This window comes from Chitinophaga sp., assembly GCF_039596155.1.
In the GTDB taxonomy this organism is placed as follows: domain Bacteria; phylum Bacteroidota; class Bacteroidia; order Chitinophagales; family Chitinophagaceae; genus Chitinophaga.
This window is the reverse complement of sequence record NZ_JBCNKF010000020.1, coordinates 63,279-85,356: the sequence shown is the minus strand read 5'-3', so window position 1 is coordinate 85,356 and position 22,078 is coordinate 63,279. Positions and strand designations below refer to the sequence as shown.

Genomic DNA, 22,078 nt, shown 5'->3' with positions numbered 1-22,078 from the left:
AGCAGAAGCGTTTTTTTTATGTTGATACAGTCAGTTTCTTTAGACGCAGATTCCTTTCTGCGCAGGAGATTGGGGTACCCTGTATCAATTAGCATCGGACAGAGACAATTAGAAATTGAAGATACAATTTACGCCATACACGTTTGGTTTGTAATCTGTCATTCCCTTCATATAGGAGAACTTAATCTCCAGGTTATGCCTGTGATGGCGGCCCATACCTATACGGAAACCTGCATTGCCGGTAATGCCCAATGTACTGTTGGACGTAGACGGATAATCTCCGTTATTATCATAGTAGAGATAATAATTCTCAGTAGACAGATGATATCCATACCCGCCGCCGACAAAGAATCCCCATCGCTGACTACCTCCTTTCCGGGCGCCTGCGCCATAGTTGAAATTGAAAATCACCGGTACATCTACCATCCATCCGATGCTGGTGCTGCTGTAGTAACCACCGATGTAATCATCATCTGTATCGTAGCCTTCACTGAAACCGACACTAACGGGAATACCGACAGAGAAAGAGGTATTGCCCTGTTCTGCAAAAAACAAAGCGGGAGAATAGGTAATACCAAAATTGGCCTTGCTGTCCATGTAATCGGCCGTTTCGACAGCAATAAGGGTACCTACCCCGTGTTTAAAACGCTGGGCCAGGGCCGGTTGAATGCAGGATAGGGCTATTACAGCCAGGAGTAGCAGTTTCTTCATATTTGGGTCTTAAATGTTGATTTACAATACATATAGGTTGTGATACGGGAAAAATTGCCCCCGGTTTTTGCTGATAAAAATGAGCGTCCCCCTCTTCCCTGTTGATAGCAGACCATCTTGTGGTGCATTCTTCCCGGTTACTGTGCCTGCATAAAGTTCCAACAGCGAAAAAGGTTCGTTTGTGATAAAACAGGGCAGCTCGGGGCTAATTTATTGTTTAACAGTGTTTTGCAGAACAAATATGCCTAAGGTAACCATTTATATTACTCTTTTCATGCATAGGTGTCGGGTAAAACGGGCTAAAGATACCCATTTTCTTAATCCAGATTAATGGATTACTCAAGTAAATAGTTCGATATTTGTTCCAACAAATGAAACAAACAATGGCAAAGACAATTCTTCATAAAGCAGCGACCCGGGGACATGCCGCACACGGCTGGCTCGATAGTCACCATACTTTCAGTTTTGCAGGTTATTATAACCCTGACCGGATGAACTTCGGTGTGCTCAGGGTACTTAACGACGACATCGTAGCTGGTGGTCGTGGATTTGACACCCACCCGCACGACAATATGGAAATTATCAGTATTCCGCTGGAAGGTGACCTGGAGCACCAGGACAACATGGGTAATAAGATCATTATCAAACAGGGAGATATACAGGTGATGAGTACGGGTACCGGGGTATTCCACAGTGAATACAATGCGAATAAGGATCGCCCGGCCAAGTTCCTGCAGATCTGGGTGTTCCCTAACCAGCTGAATGTGCAGCCAAGGTATGATCAGATCACACCGGATCTGGGTCAGAAGAACCAGCTTCACCAGATCCTGAGCCCTTATCCTGATGATGCGGGTACGTGGATCTACCAGGCGGCGTGGTTCAACTTAGGTCGCTTTGACAAAGATTTCACGACTACTTATCATATGCAGCGACCAGGTAATGGCGTATATGCATTTGTGATTAAAGGTAAATTCGCTATCAACGGGCAGGAGCTGGATGCAAGAGATGGATTGGGAATATGGGATACGGACAGTTTTTCGCTGACAGCATTGGAAAGCGATGCGGAAATATTGCTGATGGATGTACCTTTAAAACCGTAATTTATACAAATAGTAATCAGTCCCGCTAAAAATGAGGACTATAACTTTGTAAAACTTTTTTTATGTCATCAGTTAAGATCGCACAGACATCACACAAAGTATTGGATTTAATTAAGGAACGCTGGAGTCCACGTTCTTATTCCGCACAGCCAGTGACAGAAGAAGAAGTACTGACTATCCTGGAGGGTGCCAGCTGGGCACCGAGTGCCAACAATTCTCAGCCATGGCGTTATGAATACGCGTTAGCAGGTACTCCTGGTTTTGACAAGCTGTATGCTGCGCTGATGCCGGGCAACCAGCCATGGGCAAAGAATGCGGCGGCACTGGTACTGAGCATTGGTATCAAGGAACTGCCGGATCTGGAACAGAAAAATCATTATTACGCACACGACACGGGTATGAGCAATGCCTTCCTGTTGTTACAGGCAGACAGCATGGGGATCAATGGTCATGTGATGGCAGGCTTCCACAAGCAGCAGATTGCTGAATCACTGGGACTGCTGGGTACAGAAGAGCCACTGGTGATCATTGCACTGGGTCGCAGGGATGATGCTGAAAAGCTGGAGGAACCGTATAAGTCAAGAGAGCTGGCACCAAGAACACGTAAGCCACTGTCTGAATTTACCAAACAGGTTTAAAACATTGCACTATGACAACCGGGCATACTAACATACTCGCAATCGGGCGCAATGAGGAGATCATGACAGTGATGCAGCGATTGCTGAATGCTCCTGAAGACTGGTCCGGAAAGGCAGTGACAACAGACGAAGCAGCGTATGAGGCCTTGCAGGCCACGGCATATGATATCATTTTATTGTGTGCAGGCATTACTGCCGAAGAGGAGACAGCGCTGAGGGAACGGTTGTCAGCACTTGCACCTGCTGCCATCATCACCAGGCATTATGGCGGTGGCAGCGGGTTGCTGAGGAATGAAATTTTATATCTTTTAGATCAACGATAATTTATGAAAAAGGACATCACCCATATACTGGCTGGCAGGAGTAAAAACATCACCGCTACACAAACGGTGCTGCAACCTTTGCCACATGCAGACTTCCGGTTTGCAAGTCCCTTTATCGTACTCCATCATGGGGGGCCTGACATCATTGAAAAAGGATCTGACAGTCGTATTCATCCGCATCCTCACAGAGGTTTTGCACCTGTTACGTTTCAGCTCCAGGGCCAGGCACATCACAAAGACAACTTCGGCAATGACCAGTTGCTGAATGCAGGTGATGCCCAATGGATGTTTGCAGGCAAAGGTATCCTTCATAGTGAAGGACCTTCCGAACAGGAACACCGCGAGGGAGGCGTAGAGGAAATATTGCAATTATGGGTGAATGTACCTGCAGCGAACAAGTGGGATGATCCGAAATACCAGTTCGCACAAAAGGCAGAGATGCCTGTAGTACTGGATCATCTGAGACTGGTGAGTGGTAGTTTTGATGGGAAAACAGGTCCGATCAATATTTCATATACACCGGTAATTTCTGCCGTAGGCGAAGTGCCGGCAGGCAAGACTTTGAAATTTAACGTAGTGCCGGCATACTGGACGCTGGTATATATCGCGCATGGAAGTGTGCAGGTGAATGAGGAAAAAGAAGTAGCTGAACACAACCTGATCGTGTTCGATAAAACGGGTGATGAATTTACCATCACCACCCAGGAAGATACGCAACTACTCTTCCTTTCAGGCGAAGTGATTGATGAACCGGTTGCAGCGAAGGATAACTTCGTGATGACTACAATGGCTGAGGCAGACCAGGCTATTGAGGATTATAAGAATGGTCTGTTCGGCACTTTGAGTTATTAAGTGATTGTATATAGCCTGCAGAGAGACGGATCGTCCTGCAAGGCATTACTACGACGTTTCAGCGCACTGTTTATAGACGTCCTGCCTCCCCTGCCTGGCCGAAGGTTACAACATATTCAACTTTAAAAAATCGACATTTATGGAAGATAGAATCTTAGGATTGCACCACATTACTGCAATCGCGGACAATGCTAAACGGAACCTTGATTTTTATACCAATATATTGGGTGTACGGTTCGTAAAGAAGACCGTGAACTTCGATGACCCTGGTACTTACCACTTCTATTTTGGTAATGAAACCGGTACCCCGGGTACCATTCTCACCTTCTTCCCATGGGAAGGCATAGGCAAAGGATCTGCCGGTACAGGTATGGCCACTGAAATCGGGTACGCGGTACCAGCAGGTAGCCTTGAGTTCTGGGCCGCCCGTTTTAAAGAAAAAGGGGTGAAACATGGTGAGATCGCAGAGCGCTTTGGTGAATTGTACCTGCCACTGGAAGATCCGGATGGTCTGAAACTGAACCTGATCGTTCCTAAAAAAGCAGATGACCGCAAAGCGTGGGAAACAGCCGACGTAAAAGCAGCACAGGCAACGAAAGGTTTTCACAATGTAACCTTGAACCTGCGCAGCATTGGCCCCACAGCGACAGTGCTGACTGAAATATTAGGCTATCAGCCGCAGGGCGTGGAAGGCAACAGGCACCGTTTTGTAACAGATGCCATTGAGAACGCGAATATCGTAGACCTGATTGAATCTCCGAAAGAAGCAGCAGGTAGAAATGCAGCCGGTACCAACCACCACGTGGCATTCCGCGTAGCCAATGATGAAATCCTGATGAAGTTCCGTGAGAAAGTGATGAAGAAAGGATTGAACATTACGCCGAAAATTGACCGGGATTATTTCTTCTCTTTATACTTCAGAGAGCCAGGTGGTGTATTGTTTGAATTAGCGACAGACAATCCGGGTTTCACCGTGGATGAGCCACTGGAAGAATTAGGTAAAAACCTGAAACTCCCTGCACAGTATCGTGCCATGAAGAGCGAAATAGAAAAAGTATTACCTCCATTACAATAATTGGTATTTATGGAAGAAGTAGTAATCAGACTCAACCAGAAAAATCACGGTGCTTTTTACCTGATGCTGGACAATGAACAGGTAGGTGAGATGGTGATTGGTATTGAAGGCGGGGTGCTTACGGCGTATCATACAGAGATTCACTATACACAGGAAGGAAAAGGGCTGGCAAAGCACCTGCTGGATGGTATGGTGGCGTATGCGAGAGAGCATCAACTGAAGGTAAAGCCATTGTGTGCTTATGTGCATGCACAGTTTAAGCGGCATCCGGAGGAGTATGCGGATGTTTGGTTGCAGGAGGATAAATAATTAAGAGAGGGGTAGCTGCTGACGTGCAGACGGCTGCCCCGATCATACAACAGGAAAGAAGAAATTCATCGTCGGTGTTGAATTTCTTGTTTTCGAAAAAGGAGAAAGACAATGACGCATCAGAAAAATATAGTGACGGCAGGCGTGCCGCTCACACAGGCAAAGAAAGCCCTGATCATGATACATGGACGTGGGGCAAGTGCGCAGGATATTATATCGCTGGCCACCTACCTGAATGTAGGAGATTATGCGCTGATTGCCCCACAGGCGAGCGGGCATACCTGGTACCCGTATTCCTTTATGGCACCGGTTGCACAAAATGAACCGGGATTAAGTTCGGCTATAGCAGTGATCAATTCCATTGTAGATGATATCTTAAAAGCAGGGATACCCGCTTCCAATATCTACTTTATGGGCTTTTCGCAAGGTGCCTGTCTGACCCTGGAATACGTGACCCGTCATGCACAACCTTATGGTGGTGTGGTCGCTTTCACGGGTGGATTGATTGGCGCTGAACCCGATATTGCCAATTACAACGGAGACTTTAATGGCACGCCGGTATTTATAGGCAGCAGCGATCCTGATATGCATGTACCCGTGACACGTGTACGGGAGAGTGAAAAGATCATGAAAAATATGGGAGCGGATATTACGGTAAAAATATACCCGGGCATGGGGCATACCGTGAGCCAGGATGAAGTGGAAACAGCAAACAAGCTGGTGTTTAAATAAGGGCACCCGGGAGTTTACGGTTTTTTGTACATCGTACTCCGCACTTTACTTAAAAACTCCGGCGACACGCCAATATATCGCGCTATCTGGTGTTGTGGTACCCGCTGTACGATATGAGGGTACTTTTCAATGAAAGCCAGATAGCGCTCTTCTGCCGTCTGGGAAATACCTGCATAAAAGCGTTGTTGCAATACGCCGAGCGAACGCTGTACTAATATCCGAAATACTTTTTCAAAAGCGGGAATCACATCAAACAGGATTTTTTTATTCTCAAAATTGATCACCAGTAGCTCACAATCTTCCAGCGTTTCAATATTCTGCGTGGAAGGCTGTTGTTCAGAAAAAGAGCTGAGGTCACTCACCCACCACCCTTCTACCGCAAAGTTCAATATTGTTTCAGTACCACTTTTATCGACATAAAAGGTACGTATACATCCTTTCAGAATGAACGCTTCAAACTGGCAGATCTCCCCTTCCCTGAGCAGGAATTGTTTCTTCTTTACCTTTTTGTATTCCAAAAGGGAATGGAAGATTTCAGTTTCTTCTGAGGTAAGGCGAATGTATTTCGAGACAAATTGATCTAATGCTTCAAACATGGGGCAAATTTAAATGACCCCGGCCAGATTTCGTATATATCGGTGGAGTTTGTGTCTCGTCCTTTTACATTACACCGGTTTTTGCAGTACACCGGTTTTTAAGGTAACGCCGGGAACAGGGGAAATATTTGGAGAGATGAAAGGTTACTTTCGCCTTGCCGGTTGGCAGGGCGATTTTTTTTGACGGGGCTGCCGGTTTGTAATACATTCGTTCTATTAGAGAAATAGTTTATTTATTTTAATAATAAAAGCCAATCCTGTAATTATTCGCTCATTTAAAAACTTCATCTTAGTATATTTATCTCATATTATTGATATTGCAGTGTAATAAATAAGTTCCGCATGGCCTCTTCAACGAATAGAAAGTACACCCGGTTAAAATGGATTTTGCCAGCCTGTGTAATTGGAATTTGCTCAATTTTCGCCAGCCTCCCGATAGATGGGTTACCTGAGAAGGTGATGAAAGCGCTGGAAGAATTTGCCAAACGTAACCCGCAGGAGAAAGTTTATCTGCATGTAGACAGAGACTATTATGCAACCGGTGAAACAATCTGGTTCAAAGCATATGTGATGATGCAGAATCAGCCTTCCCTATCCGCTACTAACCTGTACGTAGAGTTACTGAACAAGAATGGAAGTATCGCGATGAAAAAACTGCTCCCTGTGGGGGGAGCTGGTGCCTCCGGCAATTTTGTGCTTCCTGATACCCTGCCGGCAGGTAATTATCAGCTGAGGGCATATACCGCCTGGATGCTGAACTATGATACAGATTACCTGTTTTATAAAAACATAGCCATTTACGACAGCCGCAAGAAAAATGCGTTGCAGGTATTGGATAGCAATGCGGTGGTGAGCAATGACTTTTCTGTACAGTTTTTCCCTGAGGGGGGGAACCTGTTGAACGGGGTTAGCAGCACCGTTGCTTTCAAGGCCCTGAAATCAGATGGTTACCCGGTAGAAGTAAATGGAAAAATCGTAGATAATAAAGGCAAAGTAGTGGCCCAGATCAAGTCAGAGCATGACGGGATGGGTAGTTTTGACCTGGAGCCGGCTAAGGGCGTGACCTACAAAGCACAGATGCAAAGCGCGGACGGTAGCAGCAAGGAATTTACCTTGCCGGCGGCATCCGGAAAAGGCGCGATGCTGAAGGTATTTAACAGGGGAACACGTATATTTTACCAAACGTCACTGGCTAACTCACTTGATACAACGTACGACGACCTGATGGTATTTGCACAGATGCAGCACCAGATGGTATACAGAGCGATGCTGAAGGTATCGGAGGGCAGGATCAGTGGTTTTATTCCCACTAACCAGTTGCCCAGTGGTATTCTGCAGATCACCCTTTTCAGCAGCCAGGGGTTGCCACTGTCTGAAAGACTGGTATTTATACGTCAGAATGATCAGCTGGACCTGACCTTACAGAATGCAAATATTGGTAAGGAAGAAAGAGAAAAAAGCACGATAGAACTGCTGGTGCCGGAAAAGATGGCCACGAGTCTCTCAGTATCCATTACAGATGCCGATAAGGTACACCCGGCGATCGATCAGAACAACATCGTGTCTAATTTGCTCCTGACATCTGACCTGAAGGGATATATTTACAATCCATCCTGGTATTTCAGGGACACTTCGGCTGCGACACTGCATGCACTCGACCTGGTGATGATGACGAATGGCTGGAGAAGGTTTGTATGGAATAAGATATTGAATGATACGCTCCCGAATATCCGTTATCCATATGAGCAGGGTATTCGTTTAAAAGGTAGTGCATATGCCAATAATGGTAGCATTGTGATGGCGAATGGTAAGGTAGATTTCATCATCAAAAACCCGCTGGATAGTACCACGTCCTTTGCGTCTGCCCCTACGGATAATAAAGGGGATTTTGTGCTGGACGGCCTGCAGTTTATGGATACAGTGAACATTTACTACCAGGGGAATGATAAGATGAAACGTTACAGCAATGTGATCGTGAAATTTAATAACCACTTTTTTGACAACAGTGTACCGGTAAAGACACCGTTTGTAGCGAAGAACCCGGTAGTGATGGATGCGAGCATGTTGAGTTCATACCTGAATACGGCGTATGAGAATGGTCGGATTGCCAAATCGATCGCAAGTCGTTCTATTTTGCTGAAGGAGTTCAATGTAACGGAACGTAAGCAGGCGGCAGAGAAAACAACGGAGAGCCGTTATGTAAGCGGGATGTTTACATCTGACAATGGATATACTTTCGACCTGACGAAGGAGACGCCTACCGCGCTGAATGTGTTCCAGTATTTGCAGTCCAGGGTAGCGGGTTTACAGATTACGGGTGACTATAACAATCCGAATATGACATGGAGAGGTGGTACCCCTACATTGTACCTGAATGAGATGCCGACGGATAAGAGTATGATTTCGACGATTAACATCAACGATATAGCGTTGGTGAAGGTATTCAGACCGCCGTTTATGGGAGGTGTAGGTGGAGGCTCTAACGGAGCGATTGCTATCTATACGAAGAAAGGTGGTGATAATAACGGGGCTGACGGGGTGAAAGGTTTTGAGTTGTATAAGAAAGCGGGGTATAGTATTGTGAAGGAGTTTTATGCGCCGGATTACAGTCAGCGGAAGGAGATTTATAGTTTGCCTGATAAGCGTTTGACATTGTATTGGAATCCGAATATACAGGTAGATTCAATCACGCATACGGCGACGTTAACGTTTTATAATAATGATATTCCTTCCACGCATTTCAGAGTGGTGGTAGAGGGAATTGGCGAAGATGGAAGAGTGGGACACGTAGAACAGACTTTTTAGGTTGCCCGAAAGCAAGTGATTTCAATATCTTTTTAAATAGTAAAAACCCTTCGCATGATGCGGAGGGTTTTTCTATTTAAATTTAGGTATGAAATACAATTTACTGGGCAATACCGGCCTTAAGGTATCAGAGCTATGTTTAGGTACGATGACCTTTGGAGGTAAAGACAAAGGCATCTGGACTAATATCGGGCAAGTGGAGCAGGATGGCGTAAATGAGTTGTTGAAGAGCGCGGTAGATGCGGGGATCAATTTTATTGATACCGCTAATGTTTATTCAGAGGGTGTATCAGAGGAGTTGACGGGCAGGGCGATCAGGCAGTTGGGGTTGGACAGGAATGAATTGGTGATAGCGACGAAAGTGAGGGGCAGGATTGGGCCGGGGGTGAACCAGGTGGGATTAAGCAGGAAGCATATTTTGCAGGAGGTGGAGAAGAGCCTGCAGCGATTGCAGATGGATTATATTGACCTGTATCAGATTCACGGGTTTGATCCGCTGACGCCGTTGGAGGAGACGTTGAGTGCGCTGGATACGTTGGTAAAGAGTGGAAAGGTGCGGTATATAGGGGCGAGTAACCTGGCGGCGTGGCAGTTGATGAAGGCGTTATCTTATTCTCAGTATAAGGAGGTGGCGAGGTTTGTATCATTGCAGGCGTATTATACGATTGCGGGGAGGGACCTGGAGCGGGAGGTCGTGCCATTGTTGCTGGATCAAAAGGTAGGATTGATGGTATGGAGTCCGCTGGCGGGAGGTTTGTTGAGTGGGAAGTATAAGCGGGATGGGCAGGGGCCGGAGGGAGCGAGAAGAGTAGCGTTTGATTTTCCGCCGGTGAATAAGGAGCGGGCATTTGATGTGGTGGATGTGATGCAGGAGATAGCGGATAGTAAGGGAATTTCGGTGGCGAGGCTGGCACTGGCGTGGTTGCTGCATCAGGCGGTGGTGACTTCGGTGATTATTGGGGCGAAGCGTCCGGATCAGTTAGCGGATAATGTGGCGGCGGTAGATGTGGTGTTGAGTGCGGAGGAGTTGAAGCGGCTGGATGAGGTGAGTCAGTTGCCGAAGGAGTATCCGGGTTGGATGTTGGAGTTTCAGGGGGCGAATAGGTAGGTTTGTGGTGGGGAGGATGAGGTGAGGTGGTGCGGAGAGTGTGTGGGGAGGATGGGGGAGTTTTAGGGGGTGTTTGTTGGGAAGTGGATGAGGTGAGGTGATTAGTGGAGGGGGTTTGGGTAGAACGCGGGAATTTTAGTGGTGGTAGTTTGTTGTGCAGAGAGGAATTGGATGAGGTGGAGCGAATTGGTTGGCGAAGGATATCGCATTATCTTGCAATCTGAGGAAGAATGATTGGGATTACCTTATAAATTTAATAACATTTAATGATGCCCCGGTTCATTGTTGGCTTTGCTGGCATTGAATCCGGGGCATTGTTATTGTGGTGATGAAAGAAAAAATCTACCACCATGATGAATGAACAACAATACCAGGAATGCATCAATGCATGTATGGAATGTGCCTACACATGTGATTATTGTGCTTCGTCTTGCTTGAGTGAAGCGAATGTAAAAGATCTGACAAAGTGTATCCGGCTGGATCTGGAATGTGCAGCGATCTGCCGTACGGCTGCTTCTGTGATGAGTCTGAACGGGCAGTTCAGTGAGCAGTTGTGTAGTCTATGCGCAGAAGTGTGCCATGCGTGTGCGGAAGAATGTCAAAGACACGCAGATATGGGCATGGAGCATTGTAAAGTGTGCGCAGAAATGTGCAGGAAGTGTGCGGCCGTTTGTGAGGAGATGGCGCATCACGCGGTAAAATAGCGTTGGCGTAAAAAGAATGAAGGTTGATAAAATGCGACTGATAGGATTGCGTTTTGATAAAACGTGACTTGTAGGATAACGTTTGTTAAGACGTGACTGGCAGGATAGCGTTTGATAAAACGTGACTGGCAGAATAGCGTTTGTTAAAACGTGACTGGCAGGATAGCGTTTGTTAAAACGTGGCTGGCAGGATAGTACTTGTTAAAACGTAACTGGCAGGATAGTATTTGTTAAAACGTAACTGGCAGGATAGTGTTTGATAAAACGTGACTGGCAGGATAGTGTTTGATAAAACGTAACTGGCAGGATAGTGTTTGATAAAACGTGACTGGCAGGATAGATAGCGTTTGTTAAAACGTGACTGGAAGGATAGCGTTTGTTAAAACGTGACTGGCAGGATAGCGTTTGATAAAACGTGACTGGCAGGATAGTGTTTGTTAAAACGTAACTGGCAGGATAGCGTTTGTTAAAACGTAACTGGCAGGATAGCGTTTGTTAAAACTTGACTGGGAGAATAGCGTTTGTTAAAACGTAACTGGCAGGATAGCGTTTGTTAAAACATGATGAAATCAAATCAGTCCATCAATCAGATTTGCAATTAAATCAACAAATTCTTTTGTTTTACCATCGCCCAATAACGCCCATGATGGCTGATTGACACAGGTTGACCGGCTATCATGGGCAATCCATTCTCATCTTTATCGTATGCAATCTCCGGATCAGTCAGCACCTCCAAATGGGGAAATAAATCAGGGTGTGTAACGGCTATTGTGTGGATGAATTCTCCTGTGATGTCACTTTCTATAAAATATTTTTCCCCTTCATGAGAAAAAGTATTTTCTCTTTCATAGGTAAACGACAGCGGTGCATATCTGCGTTGTAAAGTTTGCCTGTTAACGATTTTATAGACTGCTTCTTTTGCACTCCATAACCACCAGACAACCTTGTCAGGATCCACTGCGTTGTACACAAGTGCCTGTTCTGCCTGCGTAAAAATTTTGGAGAGATAATTGGGTCTTCGCCAATTACTCTCCACAGCGGCAGTTCGCAAATCTATGATATCATTTCCTATCATGCCAGATGCGATCTTCCTTTTGTTAAGCCAGCTTTGATTCAATGATTTCCATCGCGGCTTTTACATTGACCATCTTCTCCATTGATTCATTATCGATGATAATATTATACTTCTCCTCCACATCCAGGATCACATCTACCAGGTTAGCCGAATTGATCTTCAGGTCATTAATAAAATCAGTATTTTCATTGATGTTAGCCAGTGCGGCTTCGTCCTTTGCATAAGGTTTGACAATAGCTTTCAACTCGGCGATTAATGTTTCTTTATCCATTGATATATTTTTTCAAGATTACACAGGCGTTGACATCACCAAATCCAAAGCTGGCTTTGGCGATGATATTTAAATCCAGATTTATTAATGCTCTGGGTACACGGGTTTCATCAATTATCGCACTGATCTCAGGGTGTAGGTCTTCACAATTGATATTTGGGAAGAGAAAGCCTTCTTTCAGTTGCAACACGGAAGCGACCAATTCAATACTTCCGGAGCCACTGAGGCAATGTCCCACCATTCCTTTCAGGGCATTGATATAAGGGAAATCCAGGCCGGCACGCCCCAGGGCGATGCTCCAGTTTTCTATTTCCAGCGAATCTTTGCCGGTGGCGGTCAGGTGACCATTGATGGCATCTACCTCCTGTCCTGTTATGCCTGCCTGTGCCATGGCCTGGGTGATACATCGCTGTACGGCCACACTGTTGGGTGCCGTCATGGTACCGTCGCCTCTCTGGCCCCCGCTATTCACATGTCCACCGAGTACTTCGGCATAGATGGAAGCCCCCCGTTCCAATGCACTTTCCAAAGATTCCAGGAGCAAGGCCCCTGCCCCACTACCGGGGACAAAGCCACTGGCTGTGGCGCTCATAGGACGTGATCCCTGGGCGGGCGAGTCATTGTGCTTGTAAGTACATACTTTCAGTGCATCAAAGCCACCCCAGATGTAAGGTCCTGCGTCACTTGTGCTACCAGCGAGCATTCTTGTGGCATGGCCGTTTTTAATCCGCTCGTAAGCCATGAGTACGGATTCAGCACCCGTAGTACAGGCAGAGGAGTTGGTAGTGACCTGGTTACCGAGTCCCAATTTTCCCCCGAGCCAGGCACTGATGCCACTGGCCATGGTTTGCGGCACGACCGTACTACCCAGTCTTCTGACCTGCAGGTTATCTACTTTATAGATAGCTTCTCTTAGTTTATCTACGCCGGCAGAACCTGCTCCAAAGATAACGCCACTTTCCCAATCTGGGTCAGTGCCGTCGTTGGTAGGGAGGCCGGCATCTTTCCAGGCATCTATACCAGCGATGAGGCCGTACAGGATACCATTGCTATTGAAATTGCGAAGCTCCAGCGGGTCGAGGTACCGAAGTTGCAATTCTTCGGGGACTTCGGGCTTGCCAGCTATCTGGCAGGAGAACTGCAGTTCAGCCAGTTGGGCATCATGACGGATACCGGAGGTACCTGTTTTGATGGCCTGGGTAAAGGCGGGTATGCCGACTCCGTTTGGAGCAGCGACGCCTAGTCCTGTTATTACTACTCGATTGCCCATAAGATTGAATGAATACCTGAACGATTTATTTTATATCCTGATTGTTGACCAGGGAGCAAGAAACAATCAGGGTTGCAGGTCGTAAGGTTTATATAACATTTAATGTTGCTGTTCTGCCAGCGGCCTGGCTATCACCATCCCGGAAATCATGCCGGCACAAACTTCTCTGCCGGCAGTATTTCGCATACTGACTTTACATTTTAGTTTTCCGAACCGGAAATACTGCTTCTCGGATGTCACCGTCACCTTCTCCCCTGGAAATACCGGGTGCATAAATTCTATTTCTGTAGAGGTCAGTCCAAACCCCATGCCGGAGCCTTCGGGCACCCCACCTTTGAGATAGATTCCCAGGCAGACCAACCCGATCTGAGCCATAGTTTCTGTCAATACTACGCCAGGTGTGACAGGAAACCCTTTAAAGTGTCCTTTGTAAAAATCCATGTCTGCATGGTACGTAAAATGCCCTACCACCTTATCACAATCAATATAATCCAGGCCATCAACAAAGAGGAATGGTGGAGAATAAGGCAGGAAATTTAGTATGTCGTGTGTAGTCATGATCTAACAGATATGTGCGCCCCCATCCACGGGAATAATCGCTCCATTAATCCAGGCAGCTTCATCTTTGCATAAAAGATACACTACATTGGCCACATCTTCGGGAGTCGTAAGTCGCTGGAAAGGGCTACGGGCCTCGCTCCAGGCAATCAGCTGTTCGCTGCCGGGAATGAGTTGCAGTGAACGGGTATTGGTAGTACCTGCCTGGATACAATTGGCCCGGATACCGCGGGGGGCAAATTCAAGGGCAATGTTCCTGCTGATGGCTTCGAGGGCCGCTTTGGCGGCAGATACCGCACCATAATGCTTCCATGCACGGTGACTGCCTTCACTGGTAAAAGAAAGGACCCGGGCATCGGCGGCAAACAATTGCCTGTCTGACAAATCTTTTACCCACTCATAGAGGCTGTAGGCCATGCTATCGAGGGTGATACGATAATCATCTACACTGAGTGCGGTGCCGGTTTCCGGGAGCATGGCTTTGAGGGTACCGCGGGCAATGCTGTGAAGGAGGCAACGGACTTCCCCTTTCGGGTCGATTCCGACCTGGGAGGAGGCAGGCATTGGGTTAGTCTGGGTTGCTGCATTTGCTTGCAAAGCTTCGGTTATCGGAGTGGTACTTTCCGTACCATTGCTGGGCTGGAAAGTGCCTGTTATCGGGGTTGTACTTCCAGCACTATTGATGGTTTGGAAAGCGTCCGTTACAGGGGTGGTACTTCCAGTATCGTTGCTGGTCTGGAAAGTGCCTGTTATCGGGGTTGTAGTTTCAGCACTATTGCTGGGCTGCAAAGCGTTCATTACCGGAGTTGTAGTTCCAGTACCGTTGTTGGGCTGGAAAACGTCCGTTACTGGGGTTGTAGTTCCAGCACTATTGCTGGTTTGGAAAGCGTCCGTTACCGGGGTTGTACTTCCAACACCGTTGTTGGGCTGGAAAGCGTCCGTTACCGAGGTTGTACTTCCAACACCGTTGTTGGGCTGGAAAACGTCCGTTACCGGGGTTGTAGTTCCAGCACTATTGCTGGTCTGGAAAGTGCCCATTACCGGAGCCACATTTTCAGTTACCATGCTGTTCTGCAAAGTGTCCAAAATCTGCGCCCTTTTATCTGCTCTTGTCACATCTGCATTGAAAGTAAGTACCTGTACACCAGTTGCCCTTAACCCTTCAAACGCCGCATTCACTTTTTCCATTTCCACGCCGGGATCACGGTGCACTATACAAAGGTTCATCCCGTGTGCTGCGAGCTTGCGGGCAGCCGCAAGACCGAGGCCCGAGCTACCACCCAGGATGATGGCCCAATATTGATGATCGCCAAATTCATTTGCCATGATACTGCGTACGAAATGCTTCCTTTATTGCTTTATTACTAAAATAATGATTTTATCAGGTTATTTCGGTAGTCTTCCTGAAAATGCCATTTTGTCTACCACAGGAACGGCACGGTAACCTGACACAAGTCAACAATACCGCCCCCTCCCGTCCCTGCTACCCTTCTACCACTGCAACAAAATGCGCTGCGCGGAAAATCCAGGGCCAAAACTCAACATCAATCCCCGCTCTCCTGCCGGCATCTTCCTGTCCATAAACCGTTCTAATACATACAACACTGTCGCACTCGACATATTGCCATACAACCGCAGTACTTCTTTGGTATCATCGATGTTTTTCCCTAAATCCCTGAACAGGTCCTCTACTGTCTGAATGATCTTCTTCCCCCCGGGATGAAATATAAAATGCTGTACATCGGCGATCGTTAACCCATTCCTGGACAAAAACGGATGGATAATGTCAGGAAAATGCGCTGCTATCTGATCTGGCACCTCAACATCCAATACCATCTGCAATCCTGTATTCGTCAGTCTGAAACCCATCAGATGCTCTGCCTCATAAAAATGGTACATCTCCTCCCCTAAGATCTCGGGCCCCTCATCATCAGGATGTGACGACAGGATCACACAGGCCGCCCCATCTCCAAAGATGGCCGCACTTACTATATTGGGCATTGAATAATCATCGAGCTGGAATGTAGCCGTAGGCGATTCTACTGCAATCACCGCCGCCCGCTTACCCGGATTGGCCTGCAGGAACTTTTTGGCGTAGATCATCCCAGAGATTCCCGCGGCGCACCCCATTTCCGTTACCGGCAACCTTACGATATCCTGTTTCAGTTGCAATGCATTGATCAGGTAAGCATCCAGCGATGGAATCATGATACCCGTACAACTCACCGTAATGATATAATCCAGTGATTGCGGAGACAAACCGGCTTTCACGAGTGCACCTTCCAGACACTCCTTGCCCAGCTTGATCACCTCCCTCATATACAGGTCATTTTTCTCCTCGAAACTGGTCCTTGTGAACACATCTTCCGGTCCCATGATAGAATACCTCCTATCCACCGCTGCATTCTCAAAGATCTTTTTCACTTTCCTGGCAAAACGATCCTCCTGTCCGGACAACCACATATCCAGGAAAGGCATAATTTCCTCTGTAGTACGCGTAAATGGCGGCAACGCCTTTGCTACCGACTGAATTTTGACACTCATAAATTTGATATTATCCACTGGTAGCGGTAAGCCCATTTCCACCTGAGGGTATATTGAACGATATTTAAAGACTTAGCCAGCGCTGTTAGTTCTTTTCTTTTGAAACCACGAAGAATAGAAATACGACCATCTTCTTTAGCCATTGGGCCCAGGCCCCACATAAAACTAAATACACAAAATAAATAATAAGCCATTTTACTTCGATGCAGGTCGTTGATCACGATACCTATACTTGCATTGCGCTGTAACAGTTGCAGCAGGGATCTCATTTCTGCATCGCCAAAATGATGCAGGGTGAGTGTGCAAAGCACGATGTCATACTTGATTTCAGCAAATTCATCGGAAAATATGTCGGTGCAATGATACGTGATCTCCGGATAGTCTGCTGACAAGGTGATTGCATGTGCAATGGTAAAGCGGTTTGCATCTACACCCGTGAATTGTATGGTACGCCCTTCTTTGCGGGCATTCATGGCCAATGTACGCAACATATCTCCATTTCCACAACCCAAATCTACTATACTAACGGTTTTGTCTATAGGTACGGATTGCAGCAACTGACGTACACCATGAACAGTTATACGATTACCACCGAGTAACTGGTTGATACCGGCTATTTCATCGAGCGTTTGTCGCAGGGTCTCGCCTTCCATCTGGAAGTCGTCCATGATCTCGGGTGCGGATGTTCTTTGACTGGTATTGATCATTAATTTTTTTACTATACTTTTTAAAGCCTGCAAGCATGTGCCTGTTGATGAACAGTGAAAAGAAAAACCAGTACAACTGATTTCGCTCGTTACACCGTTTAGAATTGCCATGCATGTGCGTGATGATGAACAGCAGCTCAATTCCTGTAACAATCCATTTCCCACACTGCCAAAGGGCTTCCATGCACTCCGCCAATGACATACAGCAAACTACAATTCTTACAGCAACTGATTTCCCTATACTACCAATGGCTTCCCATGCGTTTGCCTGATGATGAAAGGCAATAGTGCAGGCACTGCCACAACCGTTCCCATTGTAACGCCGGACAACCATGGATGCCTGAAGACGGCCGAAAGTAAGCGGCCTGCCTTCATGCGCTTACCAAACTGTTTTTGCCAGCCCCGCAAATATGCATTCTCTAACCCGCTGCGAGAAGTCTGTTCCAGGATCTGCTGTGCTGCCAGTTGGGCACTGCTAATCGCCATCGCCATTCCATTGCCACAAAGCGGATGAATCAAACCGGCAGTATCCCCTGTCATCAATATGTGCTGATCTACTTTTTTCTTTTCAGAAAAAGAAACCTGACTAATCGTCAAAGGTCGATCGAACAGGCACTCACTATTTGAAAAGATCTCTTTCAGCCATTTATTTTCATACAGCACTTCCTCCCGATGCTCATCAATATTCTTATAATCTTTAAAGACTTCATAGCTGGCAAGGTAGCAGATATTAATCACGTCGTTTTCCACTTTCGACACCCCACAATATCCCCCCCTGAAATTATGCAATCCCACTAATCCATCCGGGAAATCACCTTTGTAATGTGCTTTCACTGCCAGCCAGGGTGACTTCTGTGAAAAGAAATCCCTGTTCAGCTGCTGGTCGAGTGCCGCCCTTTTACCATAAGCCCCGATGACATGTGTGGCAAACAATGTACCGTTTGCTATTGTATCGACTGTAAACTGTTCATTTGCAAAGGAAATATTTGTCACTGTATCCTGCAGCAGGTGCACCCCATTGCGCACTGCCTTTTCCATCAGAAAGGCATCTAATGCATAACGGCTGATACCGAAGCCTCCTAATGGCAGGCGGGTCTCTACTTTCCTCCCGGACACCGCAGAAATACATACCCTTTCAATAAGCGCCGGTGAAAGAACAGCAGGGTCGGCATCCAGCCATTGTAAATAGGGTACTACTTCGTTTGAGATGTACTCTCCACATACTTTATGTCTGGGGTAAGGATGCTTCTCGATCACAGTGACATGCAACCCTGCTTTTGACAGATGAATAGCTGCGGTTAGGCCTGCCAGTCCACCACCAACAATAATGACTTCGCGAACTGGTTGCATAGTTTTAATTTCTGAGGCAAGTGTACACATTTTTTTCATACATGCGAAAAAATTGCATTTATATACAATTCATGCAATTTTCCTTCGTGCCTTTGTAATGGCCTGCGGCACGCTAAAGAAACGATTTTTATTTTCTGCAGAATTTTTTTTGTCTACAGGCAACCTTTTCTATTTATCTCCCGTATTACATTCCGGAGTGCACATCCACATTTATTCATTTAACCGTAAAAAAGATGAAATCTAAGACATCTATCCTAATTGCCATATCAGCAGTATGGTGTGCATTCCTCACATCATGTAGCAAGGATGACAACAAAGACACCAACAATCCAGGAACACCTGTTGCCAAAGTACAAGTGTCTACTGATGCGACTTTAGGGAAAGTGCTGACAGACAGTGCAGGTAGAACACTGTATTTTTTCTCGAAAGATGCAGGCGATACTTCCACCTGCACGGGTGGCTGCCTGGCAGCATGGCCAATTTTCTACAGTGCAAACCTGGCGTTGACTGATACAAGTCTGCATGCGTCAGACTTCGGTACGATCACCCGAACCGATGGTACCAAACAAACGACCTACAAAGGATGGCCATTGTACTACTATGTAAAGGATACTTTGCCTAAGCTCACCCTGGGTGAGAAAGTGGGTAATGTATGGTATGTTGCAAAACCAGATTATAGTGTGATGCTGGTAAACGCGCAGCTGGTGGGCCTTGACGGCGTAAACTATACCAGCACATATGTACCTGGTAATGAAGTGACACAATATCTGACAGATGCATGGGGCCGAACTTTATATGCATTCTCTCCTGATAAATTTAACAAAAACAATTATACCAAGGCAGACTGGAGTAATAATGCAACCTGGCCTGTGTATGAGTCTGATGCATTTAAGTTCGCACCTTCCCTGTTGGCAAAAACTGATTTTGATACCATTCATGTATCAGGACATGTGCAGTTGACATACAAAGGATGGCCATTGTATTACTTTGGTGCGGATGCACAAACAAGGGGTAAAAACAAAGGTGTAAGTGTGCCAAGTCCGGGTGTGTGGCCTATCGTAAATAACAATAGTACAACAGCTCCGTTACCATAATTCCGGGCCCTCTGTCGTCTGAATCTATCATTCCCGGATTAAAAGAGGGATGACCAGGCTGGTCTTTCCAGGCCAGCTTTTTCTTTATACATCGACTGGTTGGCTATGCAGTATTTTTTCGGACAAGCTTCCCGGAGGTGTTTATACAATTTTTGCCTTGAATTGGAATAATAGTTTCCTGTTACCTTTTGGTTTTATTGATGGTTTAGGATGGGTGACGCCTGCGATTGTGACGTTTATTACTTATGCATTTACAGCACTGGAAACATTGGCCGATGGGCTGGAAGAGCCATTCGGAATGGCGCAGAATGATCTGGCACTGGATGCGATGAGTAAGACGATTGAAAATACCCTGCGGGAAATGAATGGGGAGGTGATTGTGCAGGAAACACCGGCTGGAGATTATCTTTCCTGATGCCATGTTTCCTGCTTTATAACTTTACCTGATTTGTCTAAACGTCAGGCTCATTCTACCATTGAGCGTATCCATGGCAGGAATCGCATGCTGCCATTCCTGCTGTAATTGCTGTGTCATATAGATCAATGACCCTGCTGACAAGTCATAATCTACTATTAAAGTCTTATCCTGAATATTCCTGAACCGCAATGTGCGCGTCTCTCCTACTGATAAAATAGCTATACCGGTGTCATTGCACAAAATCTCTGTCTGATCCGAATGATAGCCCATTTTTGATTTCCCGTCCAGGTAGTAGTTAATCAAACAATTATTCGGCGTGAAGCAGAGCGCCTGGGTAATACTTTCCAGCAGCCGTGCGATCTCGGGGATAAATTGCCTTTCGGGATAACTCATCTGCGAGTAATTATACGCTTTTCCATAACTCACAGTTTTGCGGGCGGCCATACTGGTTTCCCAATCTGCATGATCATGCAGGAACTGATATAGTTCTGCTGCATGATCAATAAAATCGGGTATAAACGTAACTCCGTTCATAAATTATAACAATAAAATATCGATACGATGTGCCTGCACGATCTGGTCAGTAGCTGACCAGGAGAATACAGTAAAGTAACCGTCCTGCGACGCTACCAGTGCCAGCGCATCCCGCTGATCATGAATAAACTGTGCGGCTGAGAAATGCCGGGTGCCTCCGATATTAGAAGGATGCACTAAACGGGGTGTACCGTCTATTACCGGCTCAATGTACAATACCTGTTCTACGGGTGTTCCGTCGCTGGCACGGGAGATCTTGGATCCAAAGGTGAGCAGTTCATGTTTATCATTGATCACCGTTGCACCATCTACAGCAGTGAGCCCGGAGATGTTTTCGACTTCTCTCCTGAGGGCGTTCTGCCAGTATAACTCCGTTACCTTGCCGCAATTCTGCCTCAGCAGATCAGCTACACCAGAGAAAGGTGGCGCAACCGGATATTGTAAAGGATGAACGATGGAGTTCTTCCAGTTGTCATGCGAGGAAGGTACCATGAGTAAGATGCCACCCCGCTGGTGTGCGCGCATCGAGACGGCTATCTGGATCAGCACATTGACAGGATCGTTCCATACGCCGGATGAATCCTGTCCCAGCAACGATGTGACGATGGCGGGCGTATCTATCCTACGGGAGCAGCTTTCATCTACAATTTTTACCTGGTCTCCTCTTAACATGGCCACATTGGCAAATTTTCCCATACCGATGATACGGCGGTGTTTCACCACCAGCAATCCGGGTTCCGAGACATCGAGCACGAAACAATAATTGGGTAGTTTCATGGTGGTTCCCCAGATGTAGAGTTCATCACCTTCGTACCATACGCCGATATGAATACCTGCCCTTTCTACACCAGGCCCTAGTTTTGTGAGGACCCGCGGATCCAATGGAATGGGTTGTTCAAACAGCAAGGGTCTGCCTGCCTGGGAAGGGGGTAAAAACGCCAGTGAGATCCGGATAGGTACACCTTCCTCCCTGCGCAGGCTGGCCCAGAATGCCACGTCGATAATTTTTTCGATCACGCTTGCTTCTGGTGCATGTGCGAGATCTTCTTCCCCGTTTTCACTGGCCAGATGTAAATGGTGTAAGAAATGGGTCGCTATATTATTGGCAACTTTGGAAGCTGCCTGATATGTAGATTCAAATGAAGTTACTTCCATCTTTCAAAGATAATAAATTGCATGGCTCGTATGATTTCCCGGTAATTGATGACAAATTTCACACACTTTTATGATATTCGGAAGCCTCATTAGTAGCGTTTCTGTTAAGTGATGTCAGATTATACATCCTGCAGGTATACGCTTCATGT

Annotated in this window: 24 protein-coding genes; 12 read left to right on the top strand and 12 right to left on the bottom strand. The window is 46.5% G+C overall.

Features of this window, described 5'->3' with window-relative positions:
• Nucleotides 1–108 precede the first annotated feature (108 nt).
• Nucleotides 109–711, bottom strand: a complete 603-nt coding sequence (locus ABDW33_RS19440; RefSeq protein WP_343691756.1) for a hypothetical protein — start codon at nucleotides 709–711, stop codon at nucleotides 109–111.
• Nucleotides 712–1,094: 383 nt separating this feature from the next.
• Here ABDW33_RS19440 and ABDW33_RS19435 point away from each other — a divergent pair, with 383 nt between their 5' ends.
• From ABDW33_RS19435 to ABDW33_RS19405, 7 genes are all read left to right on the top strand, one after another.
• Nucleotides 1,095–1,811, top strand: coding sequence for a pirin family protein (locus ABDW33_RS19435; protein WP_343691755.1), 717 nt, complete (start codon nucleotides 1,095–1,097; stop codon nucleotides 1,809–1,811).
• A 62-nt stretch (nucleotides 1,812–1,873) separates the two neighbouring features.
• On the top strand, nucleotides 1,874–2,449 hold the full coding sequence (locus ABDW33_RS19430) for a nitroreductase family protein (RefSeq protein ID WP_343691754.1): 576 nt from the start codon (nucleotides 1,874–1,876) through the stop codon (nucleotides 2,447–2,449).
• A gap of 11 nt (nucleotides 2,450–2,460) precedes the next feature.
• Nucleotides 2,461–2,772, top strand: coding sequence for a hypothetical protein (locus ABDW33_RS19425; protein ID WP_343691753.1), 312 nt, complete (start codon nucleotides 2,461–2,463; stop codon nucleotides 2,770–2,772).
• Nucleotides 2,773–2,775: 3 nt separating this feature from the next.
• Nucleotides 2,776–3,624 carry a pirin family protein gene (locus ABDW33_RS19420; RefSeq protein ID WP_343691752.1) on the top strand — a complete coding sequence of 283 codons (849 nt, stop codon included), beginning with the start codon at nucleotides 2,776–2,778 and terminating at the stop codon, nucleotides 3,622–3,624.
• Nucleotides 3,625–3,763: 139 nt separating this feature from the next.
• Entirely contained in the window at nucleotides 3,764–4,699 is a 936-nt protein-coding gene (locus ABDW33_RS19415; protein WP_343691751.1) for a ring-cleaving dioxygenase, read from the top strand.
• Between the two features lie 9 nt (nucleotides 4,700–4,708).
• Entirely contained in the window at nucleotides 4,709–5,008 is a 300-nt protein-coding gene (locus tag ABDW33_RS19410) for a GNAT family N-acetyltransferase (RefSeq protein ID WP_343691750.1), read from the top strand.
• Between the two features lie 111 nt (nucleotides 5,009–5,119).
• Entirely contained in the window at nucleotides 5,120–5,740 is a 621-nt protein-coding gene (locus ABDW33_RS19405; protein ID WP_343691749.1) for an alpha/beta hydrolase, read from the top strand.
• 14 nt (nucleotides 5,741–5,754) lie between these two features.
• Here ABDW33_RS19405 and ABDW33_RS19400 read toward each other — a convergent pair whose 3' ends face one another.
• Nucleotides 5,755–6,336 carry a Crp/Fnr family transcriptional regulator gene (locus ABDW33_RS19400; RefSeq protein ID WP_343691748.1) on the bottom strand — a complete coding sequence of 194 codons (582 nt, stop codon included), beginning with the start codon at nucleotides 6,334–6,336 and terminating at the stop codon, nucleotides 5,755–5,757.
• Between the two features lie 342 nt (nucleotides 6,337–6,678).
• Between ABDW33_RS19400 and ABDW33_RS19395 the strand changes: the two genes are divergently transcribed.
• The 3 genes from ABDW33_RS19395 (at nucleotide 6,679) to ABDW33_RS19385 (ending at nucleotide 10,953) form a co-directional block, all read left to right on the top strand.
• Nucleotides 6,679–9,141 carry a hypothetical protein gene (locus ABDW33_RS19395; protein ID WP_343691747.1) on the top strand — a complete coding sequence of 821 codons (2,463 nt, stop codon included), beginning with the start codon at nucleotides 6,679–6,681 and terminating at the stop codon, nucleotides 9,139–9,141.
• 88 nt (nucleotides 9,142–9,229) lie between these two features.
• The gene (locus ABDW33_RS19390; protein WP_343691746.1) at nucleotides 9,230–10,249 is read left to right on the top strand and encodes an aldo/keto reductase; all 1,020 of its coding nucleotides are present in this window, start codon (nucleotides 9,230–9,232) and stop codon (nucleotides 10,247–10,249) included.
• Nucleotides 10,250–10,599: 350 nt separating this feature from the next.
• A complete protein-coding gene (locus tag ABDW33_RS19385) occupies nucleotides 10,600–10,953 on the top strand; it encodes a four-helix bundle copper-binding protein (protein WP_343691745.1) in 354 nt (117 codons plus the stop codon).
• A 598-nt stretch (nucleotides 10,954–11,551) separates the two neighbouring features.
• Here the strand turns inward: ABDW33_RS19385 and ABDW33_RS19380 are convergent.
• The 8 genes from ABDW33_RS19380 to ABDW33_RS19345 all read right to left on the bottom strand — a co-directional run bounded on the left by ABDW33_RS19380 (nucleotide 11,552) and on the right by ABDW33_RS19345 (nucleotide 18,728).
• Nucleotides 11,552–12,028, bottom strand: coding sequence for a 4'-phosphopantetheinyl transferase superfamily protein (locus tag ABDW33_RS19380; RefSeq protein ID WP_343691744.1), 477 nt, complete (start codon nucleotides 12,026–12,028; stop codon nucleotides 11,552–11,554).
• 22 nt (nucleotides 12,029–12,050) lie between these two features.
• On the bottom strand, nucleotides 12,051–12,299 hold the full coding sequence (locus ABDW33_RS19375) for an acyl carrier protein (RefSeq protein ID WP_343691743.1): 249 nt from the start codon (nucleotides 12,297–12,299) through the stop codon (nucleotides 12,051–12,053).
• Nucleotides 12,292–13,569 (bottom strand): beta-ketoacyl-[acyl-carrier-protein] synthase family protein, encoded by a 1,278-nt coding sequence (locus tag ABDW33_RS19370; RefSeq protein ID WP_343691742.1) that lies wholly within the window; start codon nucleotides 13,567–13,569, stop codon nucleotides 12,292–12,294. The genes ABDW33_RS19375 and ABDW33_RS19370 overlap by 8 nt, the downstream gene beginning before the upstream one ends.
• Nucleotides 13,570–13,668: 99 nt before the next feature.
• Entirely contained in the window at nucleotides 13,669–14,127 is a 459-nt protein-coding gene (locus tag ABDW33_RS19365; RefSeq protein ID WP_343691741.1) for a FabA/FabZ family ACP-dehydratase, read from the bottom strand.
• 3 nt (nucleotides 14,128–14,130) lie between these two features.
• Entirely contained in the window at nucleotides 14,131–15,453 is a 1,323-nt protein-coding gene (locus tag ABDW33_RS19360; RefSeq protein WP_343691740.1) for an SDR family oxidoreductase, read from the bottom strand.
• 165 nt (nucleotides 15,454–15,618) lie between these two features.
• Nucleotides 15,619–16,671, bottom strand: a complete 1,053-nt coding sequence (locus ABDW33_RS19355) for a type III polyketide synthase (RefSeq protein WP_343691739.1) — start codon at nucleotides 16,669–16,671, stop codon at nucleotides 15,619–15,621.
• The gene (locus tag ABDW33_RS19350; protein ID WP_343691738.1) at nucleotides 16,668–17,378 is read right to left on the bottom strand and encodes a methyltransferase domain-containing protein; all 711 of its coding nucleotides are present in this window, start codon (nucleotides 17,376–17,378) and stop codon (nucleotides 16,668–16,670) included. The genes ABDW33_RS19355 and ABDW33_RS19350 overlap by 4 nt, the downstream gene beginning before the upstream one ends.
• Before the next feature lie 237 nt (nucleotides 17,379–17,615).
• The gene (locus tag ABDW33_RS19345) at nucleotides 17,616–18,728 is read right to left on the bottom strand and encodes an NAD(P)/FAD-dependent oxidoreductase (protein ID WP_343691737.1); all 1,113 of its coding nucleotides are present in this window, start codon (nucleotides 18,726–18,728) and stop codon (nucleotides 17,616–17,618) included.
• A 233-nt stretch (nucleotides 18,729–18,961) separates the two neighbouring features.
• Here ABDW33_RS19345 and ABDW33_RS19340 point away from each other — a divergent pair, with 233 nt between their 5' ends.
• Together ABDW33_RS19340 and ABDW33_RS19335 are read left to right on the top strand one after the other, a co-directional pair.
• A complete protein-coding gene (locus ABDW33_RS19340; RefSeq protein ID WP_343691736.1) occupies nucleotides 18,962–19,822 on the top strand; it encodes a hypothetical protein in 861 nt (286 codons plus the stop codon).
• A 157-nt stretch (nucleotides 19,823–19,979) separates the two neighbouring features.
• On the top strand, nucleotides 19,980–20,237 hold the full coding sequence (locus ABDW33_RS19335) for a bestrophin family ion channel (RefSeq protein WP_343691735.1): 258 nt from the start codon (nucleotides 19,980–19,982) through the stop codon (nucleotides 20,235–20,237).
• A 24-nt stretch (nucleotides 20,238–20,261) separates the two neighbouring features.
• Here the strand turns inward: ABDW33_RS19335 and ABDW33_RS19330 are convergent, their stop codons facing one another.
• Both ABDW33_RS19330 and ABDW33_RS19325 read right to left on the bottom strand, forming a co-directional pair.
• Nucleotides 20,262–20,774 carry an alpha-ketoglutarate-dependent dioxygenase AlkB gene (locus ABDW33_RS19330; RefSeq protein WP_343691734.1) on the bottom strand — a complete coding sequence of 171 codons (513 nt, stop codon included), beginning with the start codon at nucleotides 20,772–20,774 and terminating at the stop codon, nucleotides 20,262–20,264.
• Between the two features lie 3 nt (nucleotides 20,775–20,777).
• Nucleotides 20,778–21,929: a putative sensor domain DACNV-containing protein gene (locus tag ABDW33_RS19325; RefSeq protein WP_343691733.1), complete on the bottom strand. Its 1,152-nt coding sequence runs from the start codon at nucleotides 21,927–21,929 to the stop codon at nucleotides 20,778–20,780.
• Nucleotides 21,930–22,078: the final 149 nt, after the last annotated feature.

What these genes read in the sequence shown, in the direction of transcription:
- ABDW33_RS19395 (WP_343691747.1), top strand. Translation starts at nt 6,679, where the DNA reads ATGGCCTCTTCAACGAATAGAAAGTACACCCGGTTAAAATGGATTTTG.
- ABDW33_RS19390 (WP_343691746.1), top strand. Translation starts at nt 9,230, where the DNA reads ATGAAATACAATTTACTGGGCAATACCGGCCTTAAGGTATCAGAGCTA.
- ABDW33_RS19365 (WP_343691741.1), bottom strand. Translation starts at nt 14,127, where the DNA reads ATGACTACACACGACATACTAAATTTCCTGCCTTATTCTCCACCATTC.
- ABDW33_RS19430 (WP_343691754.1), top strand. Translation starts at nt 1,874, where the DNA reads ATGTCATCAGTTAAGATCGCACAGACATCACACAAAGTATTGGATTTA.
- ABDW33_RS19330 (WP_343691734.1), bottom strand. Translation starts at nt 20,774, where the DNA reads ATGAACGGAGTTACGTTTATACCCGATTTTATTGATCATGCAGCAGAA.
- ABDW33_RS19345 (WP_343691737.1), bottom strand. Translation starts at nt 18,728, where the DNA reads ATGCAACCAGTTCGCGAAGTCATTATTGTTGGTGGTGGACTGGCAGGC.
- ABDW33_RS19420 (WP_343691752.1), top strand. Translation starts at nt 2,776, where the DNA reads ATGAAAAAGGACATCACCCATATACTGGCTGGCAGGAGTAAAAACATC.
- ABDW33_RS19400 (WP_343691748.1), bottom strand. Translation starts at nt 6,336, where the DNA reads ATGTTTGAAGCATTAGATCAATTTGTCTCGAAATACATTCGCCTTACC.
- ABDW33_RS19435 (WP_343691755.1), top strand. Translation starts at nt 1,095, where the DNA reads ATGGCAAAGACAATTCTTCATAAAGCAGCGACCCGGGGACATGCCGCA.
- ABDW33_RS19380 (WP_343691744.1), bottom strand. Translation starts at nt 12,028, where the DNA reads ATGATAGGAAATGATATCATAGATTTGCGAACTGCCGCTGTGGAGAGT.
- ABDW33_RS19370 (WP_343691742.1), bottom strand. Translation starts at nt 13,569, where the DNA reads ATGGGCAATCGAGTAGTAATAACAGGACTAGGCGTCGCTGCTCCAAAC.
- ABDW33_RS19405 (WP_343691749.1), top strand. Translation starts at nt 5,120, where the DNA reads ATGACGCATCAGAAAAATATAGTGACGGCAGGCGTGCCGCTCACACAG.
- ABDW33_RS19340 (WP_343691736.1), top strand. Translation starts at nt 18,962, where the DNA reads ATGAAATCTAAGACATCTATCCTAATTGCCATATCAGCAGTATGGTGT.
- ABDW33_RS19375 (WP_343691743.1), bottom strand. Translation starts at nt 12,299, where the DNA reads ATGGATAAAGAAACATTAATCGCCGAGTTGAAAGCTATTGTCAAACCT.
- ABDW33_RS19410 (WP_343691750.1), top strand. Translation starts at nt 4,709, where the DNA reads ATGGAAGAAGTAGTAATCAGACTCAACCAGAAAAATCACGGTGCTTTT.
- ABDW33_RS19355 (WP_343691739.1), bottom strand. Translation starts at nt 16,671, where the DNA reads ATGAGTGTCAAAATTCAGTCGGTAGCAAAGGCGTTGCCGCCATTTACG.
- ABDW33_RS19350 (WP_343691738.1), bottom strand. Translation starts at nt 17,378, where the DNA reads ATGATCAATACCAGTCAAAGAACATCCGCACCCGAGATCATGGACGAC.
- ABDW33_RS19385 (WP_343691745.1), top strand. Translation starts at nt 10,600, where the DNA reads ATGATGAATGAACAACAATACCAGGAATGCATCAATGCATGTATGGAA.
- ABDW33_RS19425 (WP_343691753.1), top strand. Translation starts at nt 2,461, where the DNA reads ATGACAACCGGGCATACTAACATACTCGCAATCGGGCGCAATGAGGAG.
- ABDW33_RS19415 (WP_343691751.1), top strand. Translation starts at nt 3,764, where the DNA reads ATGGAAGATAGAATCTTAGGATTGCACCACATTACTGCAATCGCGGAC.
- ABDW33_RS19325 (WP_343691733.1), bottom strand. Translation starts at nt 21,929, where the DNA reads ATGGAAGTAACTTCATTTGAATCTACATATCAGGCAGCTTCCAAAGTT.
- ABDW33_RS19440 (WP_343691756.1), bottom strand. Translation starts at nt 711, where the DNA reads ATGAAGAAACTGCTACTCCTGGCTGTAATAGCCCTATCCTGCATTCAA.
- ABDW33_RS19360 (WP_343691740.1), bottom strand. Translation starts at nt 15,453, where the DNA reads ATGGCAAATGAATTTGGCGATCATCAATATTGGGCCATCATCCTGGGT.